This window comes from Bacillus sp. MUM 116 (assembly GCF_001866655.1).
GTDB lineage: Bacteria > Bacillota > Bacilli > Bacillales > Cytobacillaceae > Neobacillus.
In genome coordinates this window covers 1-7,779 of record NZ_MLYR01000160.1, presented here as the reverse complement: position 1 = coordinate 7,779, position 7,779 = coordinate 1, and the positions used below count along the sequence as shown (strand labels likewise).

Annotated in this window: 5 protein-coding genes and 1 pseudogene; 5 read left to right on the top strand and 1 reads right to left on the bottom strand. The window is 35.8% G+C overall.

The window, feature by feature from the left end:
* The first annotated feature begins 617 nt into the window (after window positions 1-617).
* The 5 genes and pseudogenes from BIV60_RS26875 (at window position 618) to BIV60_RS26860 (ending at window position 6,064) form a co-directional block, all read left to right on the top strand.
* Window positions 618-1,817, top strand: coding sequence for an FtsW/RodA/SpoVE family cell cycle protein (locus BIV60_RS26875; protein ID WP_071358724.1), 1,200 nt, complete (start codon window positions 618-620; stop codon window positions 1,815-1,817).
* 362 nt (window positions 1,818-2,179) lie between these two features.
* On the top strand, window positions 2,180-4,189 hold the full coding sequence (locus tag BIV60_RS26870; protein WP_071358723.1) for a glycosyltransferase family 39 protein: 2,010 nt from the start codon (window positions 2,180-2,182) through the stop codon (window positions 4,187-4,189).
* A gap of 623 nt (window positions 4,190-4,812) precedes the next feature.
* Window positions 4,813-4,929 (top strand): annotated as a pseudogene (locus BIV60_RS30725) (DUF6530 family protein); the annotation flags it as partial.
* Window positions 4,930-4,957: 28 nt separating this feature from the next.
* Window positions 4,958-5,314 carry a GIY-YIG nuclease family protein gene (locus tag BIV60_RS26865; protein WP_071358722.1) on the top strand — a complete coding sequence of 119 codons (357 nt, stop codon included), beginning with the start codon at window positions 4,958-4,960 and terminating at the stop codon, window positions 5,312-5,314.
* A 153-nt stretch (window positions 5,315-5,467) separates the two neighbouring features.
* Complete coding sequence (locus BIV60_RS26860) at window positions 5,468-6,064, top strand: DJ-1/PfpI family protein (protein WP_071358721.1); 597 nt, start codon at window positions 5,468-5,470, stop codon at window positions 6,062-6,064.
* Window positions 6,065-6,371: 307 nt separating this feature from the next.
* Here the strand turns inward: BIV60_RS26860 and BIV60_RS26855 are convergent, their stop codons facing one another.
* The gene (locus tag BIV60_RS26855) at window positions 6,372-7,001 is read right to left on the bottom strand and encodes a hypothetical protein (RefSeq protein WP_071358720.1); all 630 of its coding nucleotides are present in this window, start codon (window positions 6,999-7,001) and stop codon (window positions 6,372-6,374) included.
* Window positions 7,002-7,779: the final 778 nt, after the last annotated feature.

The following is a 7,779-nucleotide window of genomic DNA, read 5'->3' as shown; positions in this document are numbered from 1 at the left end:
AAGAAAATAAACAGCTCTTAGAAGAAAATAAAAAATAAAAAAGCCTTCTTACAGCTGTTGAATGTTTAATCAAATTCTTTTATATATATTCTGGCAAACATTAAGGTTTTCTAAGGTATTTAAAGAGGCAATTCGCGATGATAGGAGCATATCAAAAAGGTTCACGCATCGATGGAAGAGGGAATTTTCAAGAGCGAGTATATTAGTTATTATTGCAATGACATTCGCTATTATAGGTATATTTTTATCTTAATAAGGATGTTTCCAAAAGTAACAGGTTCCTCCATAAAAGGGTGCGAATGTTGTATAAACCTTTAGATTTAAACGATTTTATTATTTTTTAATCGATTAGACTATATATTATATTAACAACTTTATTATCATGAAACATTAGCACCCGCCATTAAGTGAATGCCAGGGTGCTATTCCCTTTTTTCGGGGGATGTGCAAAAAACACCCAACTACGAGCGTAATATTCAAGACAAGCAGAGGATAAATGAAAAATTGATGAATTAATTTTAATTCAATTTTTATGGTTTATGGTGGTTCAGTATTATATGATACTTTTGCTGATTAAATATTGGAGATGTTTTTGTCTTGTATAGTAGGTGATGAAAATGAAAACAAAAACGACAGATCTTTATAGTAGACTAGATGGATTCATCATACTGATATTGATTATATTTAGTATTTTAAGTATCGTGTTTATTTACAGCAGTCAAAGGACAGGCGAGTATGGGCTGGTGAATTTCGCATTAAAGCAGGGGATTAACTATATAATTGGCTTTGTCATCTTAATTTTGATCGCATGGTTAGATATTGATCAAATCCAAAAATTAGCTTGGCCATCCTATATTTTTTTCTTTATTTCTTTAATTGCTTTGAAATTTTCGCCAAGCAGGATTGCCCCTATGATTTTGGGAGCTAAACGATGGTTTAGCATCCCTTTGCTAGGTTCTATCCAGCCATCTGAATATTTTAAAATTGCATTAATTATATTAGTTGCCAGAATCATAACTAAACATAATGCAATTTATTCTGAAAAAACAATGAAAACGGACTTGCTGCTTGTAGGTAAAATCTTACTTATAACCATCCCTCCGTCCCTAATTGTGTATATTCAACCGGATACGGGAATGGTGTTCTTATTTTTTGTTGCGATTGTCAGTATGCTCTTTTTATCTGGGCTTCAAAAAAGAATGTTGGCTATTTTTGCGGTTATCCCGCTTCTTGTAATAGGCACACTTTTGTATCTGTATTATTATGATCCCAATGTGATTTATAAAGATTTAATCCCGCTTCTTTCGCCCCATCAGCAAGCAAGGATTATTGGGTGGTTAAATCCAGCAGGGAACAGTAATGATGCCTATCAAACTCAGCGATCGCTGCTCGCTGTCGGCAGCGGTGAAATTTATGGCAAGGGAATCCTAAATGGTAGTGTCTATGTTCCTGAAAAACATACAGATTTTATTTTTTCCACTGTTGCAGAGGAAACTGGATTTTTTGGTGCATCATTAGTTATTATATTGTTCTTCCTGTTAATATATAGAATTGTTGGAACTGGGCATGAATCAGAGACTGGCTTTGGAGCCTATGTTTGTACAGGACTTGCTTTTAGTATAACAGTCCAAATTTTCCAAAATATAGGTATGGTGGTTGGCATAATGCCTGTTAAAGGTATTTCACTTCCCTTTTTAACATATGGAGGGAGTTCATTGTTTTCAAATATGATTGCCATGGGAATTGTTTTATCGATAAGGAAGACGTTTGGGCAATACATGTTTGCAACTAAGAGAACGCATCAAGAGTCAATATAATCGTTAAATAAAAAGCGTGCAGAGAAATATTATTTTCTGCATGCTTTTTTTTCTTGAAGGCTCTTTTCGTAAACTTTGTTGCTATTCGTAACGAAATTCAAAAGCATAACAAGGTTCAGTCTATTTACTTTTCGAAAAGTGGACGAAAAGATGCCATGATGACCAACTGAATACGTATTTTAACATCTATACGAAAAACAACAATCTATGAAAGAAAAAACAAAGTGTACTTAAGAGAGTTACTTATAATTAATAGATTCGTAAGTAAAATTTAATTAAATTTTTAAAAGAGGTTAATTACAATCAACTACAATTAAGTTGGTTCTTTTAACAAAAAAAATGAAGGTAACTGGTGAGATATGATGAGCCAAGCAAGATTAAAATTTAAGTGGCAATATCTTGGATTGTCAGCAATCCTGTTGATGTCTTTTATTCTTAATTTTTATAAGTTAGGTCAAGAGGGGGATGGAAATCTTTATTATTCTGCTGCAGTAAAAAGCATGCTGGTAAGTTGGCACAACTTTTTCTTTAATTCATTTGATCCTAAGGGATTTATAACAATAGATAAACCGCCTGTTGGATTTTGGCTGCAAACGTTGAGTGCTTATCTCTTAGGATTTAAAGGGTGGAGCTTGTTTCTCCCCCAAGCCTTGGCAGGGGTGTTATCAGTAGCTTTGTTATACCATCTTGTGGCTCGTGTGTTCGGAGCTGGAGCTGGATTGCTGTCAGCGCTATTTTTAGCGATTACTCCCATTGTGGTAGCTACAGACCGAACCAATGAGGTAGATAGTATGCTTATGTTTGTTACATTGATAGCAGCATGGGCGATTAGCAAGACAACAGAAGAGAGGCCATTAAAATGGCTGCTGTTCGCTTTTTTCCTAGTTGGAGTTGGGTTTAACATTAAAATGATGGAGGCTTACCTAGTCCTTCCAGCCTTTTATCTGTTTTATATGCTCTCTGTTAAATTAACCTGGCGTCAAAAAATAGTACATTTATTATGCGCCACAGTAGTTCTTGCAGTTGTGTCCTTTTCATGGTCGGTAATCGTTGATTCGATTCCTTCAAATCAGCGCCCTTATGTTGGGAGTACGCAAAATAATTCAATGGTTGAATTGGCAATTGGGTACAATGGGGTCAATCGATTGATTGGGCAGCAACATGGCGCATATGGACATTTATGGGCGAGGCAAGGTCTGCACGCAGACAGCAAGGTAGGCGGATTCGACAGAAATGATGGCTTTAATAATCATTCTTCTATTGGAGAACAAACAATTGATCACAATTCTCAGATCGTACAGAATATGCCATCCAATGGAAACCATTTTTTAAAGAGTAGACAAACTGGAAGCTCAGGTCTTCTTAGGCTATTTACCACTCCTCAGCTTGTTGGACAGCTTAGCTGGTTATTGCCAGTCGTCTTAATTAGTGTAGTGTCGTTTTTCTGGGGCTCACGTTTTCGTGCTCCTTTTGATCGAAAGCGCCAAATGGTCATTTTTTGGTTTGTTTGGGTATTAACGATGTTCATTTTTTTCAGTCATATTGCAGGTATGTTAAATAGTTACTACATGGTCATGCTGGCTCCGGGTATTGCTGCACTAGCTGGTATTGGTCTTAAAGATATGTGGGAACGATGGCAAACGAAAAACAAAAGAGGATCCTGGTTTTTACCTCTCGCTTTGATAGGCAATGTGGGCTTTGAAATTTCAGTAGTTATGATGTATCCAGAATTACGTATCCCGCTTTCACTTGTAATTGAAGTTCTGGCATTTCTTTCATTGGTTTGTTTGCTAATTTTAAAGGATATAGGCAAGAGAGGGCTAGCTATTATTGCTGTTTTTGCCGGTGTTTTGGCTTTAGTTACTGCTCCAGCCGTATGGGCCGTATCGCCAATCCAATATGGAGGCTCAGTAACAAAACCTTTTGCGGGTCCAGAACTTAAAACTCAAAGCGCATGGAAGGAGAAGATGTCAAATCCTAACCTAGAAAACTATTTAAAAGCGAATTATCGGAAAGGAACTTTTCTGGCAGCTACTTTAGACGCTACCTCAGCGGCACCTTTATTACTTGATACCAATCTGCCTGTCATGGCGATGGGGGGATTTAAAGGGAGTGACCCTGCATTAACAGTTGAGAAGCTGCAAAAGATGGCTAGTGTTGGTCAAATCCGCTACTTCTTGCTTCAAGAAGAGACACGTGGAAACGAACAATCCTCGATAATCAACTGGATCCGAACCAATTGCCGAGTTGTACCTGCTTATAAGTGGCGTGATGCACAATCTAATGCTGGTTACAACACGAGTCTGTCCGGTTTTCGAAACTCCCCATTGGTGCTTTATGAATATGGGAAAAAAGGTACCCCTTTTAGTTGATATTACTACGGTTTTACGTAGTAATATTTTTTTATTGTTTTATATTGATTTCACGATGTATTTCTTTATAAGCAAAATAATAAATAGTGGTAAGTCCGAGATAAGTCCAAAAAGCGCCATGCAGGTGTAAAAAAATGTAAAGAGGGAACGAAAGCCCTCATTAAGCTGTTTTAAACTCTACAATCCTTCTGCTTCCTAAGCCGTATATAATAAAGCCATATCCTAACAATGTACGAACCAAAAACAAAAATAAAAAGCAAATATATTGCAATGTTCATTTTCGGTAAATTGTTAAGAAATACACCCATAAAAATATACAATGCTACCAGTGGAAGGATATTAACTAAAAATTTAAATATATTCGATAGTTGGATAATGACGCAAATTGTTAAATTATTACTTGGTTTTATTGTATTAATTATTGCTTCTACAATTTTTAAAAAGATTTTTTCCAAAGAATAATAACATTCTTGTTGAATTAACGGGTCTTGAGTTGAAGTGTGGGGTTGCTGCGGCAATCCCATTTCTTATTAAACAAACTGAGGGAGTTCAATAAAAAATGAAAAAATTAAACCAATTATAGCCTGTTTTATGTTAGTATTTACGAAACAGAATTTTCCAGAAATGAAAAAATTAATGAGGATATTAAATTATTCAGTCAAGCTTTAAGTGATGATGATGAACTTATTGGTGTACAATTACGTGTTTTATCAAGAATTTTAAAAGAGAAGGGATATTAGTCAATAGATCCCAAAGGGAGAGGGAACAGTGGATAAGAGCAGGCGTAGAGAATTAAGAGAGGAATTTAAGCAAATCAAGACCTATATGGGCATATACCAAATTAAAAACAAGGTTAACGGAAAAATTTATGTTGATAGCTGTCCTAACTTAAAAAACAAGTGGCTAACACTGAAAATGCAACTTGAAACGGGGAGATTCGCAAATTCCCAGTTGCAAAAAGATTGGAGTCAATTAGGGTCAGATGCATTCGTCTACGAGGTACTAGAGAAGAAGGAAGTTGAGGAAGATATAGACAAACGCTGGCATCTTAAGCAAATGGCAAAGCAGTGGATGGAGAAATTGCAACCTTATGGAGACAGAGGATACAATAAGCCGGCAAATTAAAGCACTGCTTCAGTGCTTTTTATTTATCTTTTTTTGTGAATGATTTCACTTAAACTAAAGGGGGCAGGTTTGTGGAACAAGGATATGTTAAATATGGTAAAATTTATATAAAATCCCAAGGTTAGAGAGAAGAATGACGAAGGAGGAACTTATATGAATACCGAACAGTGGAGAGTGGGAATATTTTTGTTTAACGATGTAGAGGTTTTGGATTTTGCAGGTCCTTTTGAAGTTTTTTCTGTGACAGCATTAGAGAATGGTCATAAACCATTTGTAGTTGAAACGGTATCAGAAAAAGGAACAATAATATATGCTTGTAATGGATTGAAGGTACAACCAGATTACAGTTTTGATACTATGCTAAAATTTGATATATTGGTTATTCCTGGTGGTCTAGGTGCTAGGGAACGAGAAATACATAATGATAAAGTAATAACCTGGATTGAAAGTCAAATGGAAAATGTTCAATTAATGACTTCTGTTTGTACAGGTGCCCTTCTGTTAGCAAAAGCAGGTCTACTTAAAGGTAAACTGGCAACAACCCATTGGGCAAGTTATGAAAGATTAGAAAATGAGTTTCCAGAAGTTGAAGTTCAGAGGGATGTTAAATTTGTAGATGAAGGTAATGTTATTACATCAGGTGGAATTTCAGCAGGTATAAATATGTCTTTTCATATTGTGGAACGACTAGTAGGTTCTCAAGTTGCTCAGGAAACTGCTAAACAAATGGAATACGATATTATTGTATAAAAAAATGGTCTGTATTGGCGAATATTTTATGAACTAAATGGTTACTCTATCAGAAGTTTGTGAGGAAATATAATTAAACTATCGGGTGCTATAGTAAAAAAGGATTGCTGCAGTGCAATTCTTTTTTCAAAGTGTGCCGCGCATGGCGATTCGCTAGACGGTCAAAGTCCGTTACGGGGGTAGATAGAGCTACTGGCGTGCTATATCTTTTCGAATAAGCACAGAGCGATTCATGTTAAAAAGACCCCCTTTTTGAAATGGGGTCTTTGACATAAGCTTATGAAACTCTTGATTTGAAAATCAAACATTATTTATTAGCGTTGATCTTTTGTTGCAATTGCTGATTCGAAGTTTTTAGTGCTTGATCGATTTTTTGTAATGCAGAATTGACAGCAGCTTGGTCTTTCTTTTGGACGGCTTTGTCTAATTCGTGATAAATAGCACGTGTCCCTTGTTTTTTTCCTTTATCATTCTCTTGATCTTTACCTTCTATTTTACCGAATATTACATCTAATTTTTGATGTGCTTTCTGTTTTGTTAATTTTCCATCTTTCACTTGTTGTTCGATAGCATCAATTTCTTTTTTATGAGCTTGATAAGCTACTCGTCGTTTCGCTTTTTCTTGAGTCTTTTGTTTTTGGAAACCAGGTGTTTGATTTAATTGCTTCATTAAACTGTCACGGTTTGCAAGATCTTTTGTTAATTGATCCTTCAGCGAGGCTGTGGCATACTGATTGATTATATTCGTGAGCTCTTTCTGCTTTTCGCCTTTGCCATGTTCATAGCGACCTTCTTTACCTTCTTTTTGATCTTGTTTTTGAACAGAAGCGTTTGTTTTTGTAGAACTCGTTGTGTGATTGGAAATGGCAGTACCAAAAGCCGGTATTAATAAAGCTGCTGCTACGGCAGGTGCGATTAAACTAGATTTAACTTTCAAAATGTGAACCTCCTCAAATCATCAATTGCCTTACATCATTCAATATAGCCACATAATTTGAACAAACCTTGACCAAGATATGAAAATTAGTCGTATTTTTTATGAAAATTTCAGCCCCGAAAATAAAGCAGTGATTTTGACGTCACAGTCACCCCATTTGCTCATGAGCTTTGGGTTCCAGTTATACCTAAATAGTTACATATCTTCAAATTAAAGTATAAGAAGGAGTTATTATAGAATTGTTAGCTCTTTTTTATGCTTTCATCGCCTGAAATTAGCTAGAAAAATTGTGAAACAATGTACTTAAACTTGGACACACATCATATTGAGAAGGCAAAATATACGACATGCCTAAAAATGCAAAGAAACGTCTGCTTTAGGCAAACGTTCTTAATATCCGTAAAGGTAATGGAATATGTCTGGCTAACGATGGTGTAATAATAATATATGTACAAGATTATGAAATGGAATGGACAAGGGCTGATTTATAACGAATTCGAATTCTTGGTCTGTTCTAAAAAATTCCTCAAAATCAGGCTTAACTGATTGGGTACTCAAGTTAGACTGATGCATAGTCTAGAGTGTAGCCGAAAAGCCATAGTCTTACTTAGCACATAGACTTGTCAAAGACAGTCTCAATCACCAAAATCCCCTAGTAGGGCTTTTTTGTATTTATTAATCCTTTCGACTTAATAAAAGACTACACTTAAGCATGGCAAAGGGAGACAGCCTAGGAGAAGGGTTTTAATTGCAGACAGTGCCCTTCCCCTTTTTTGGT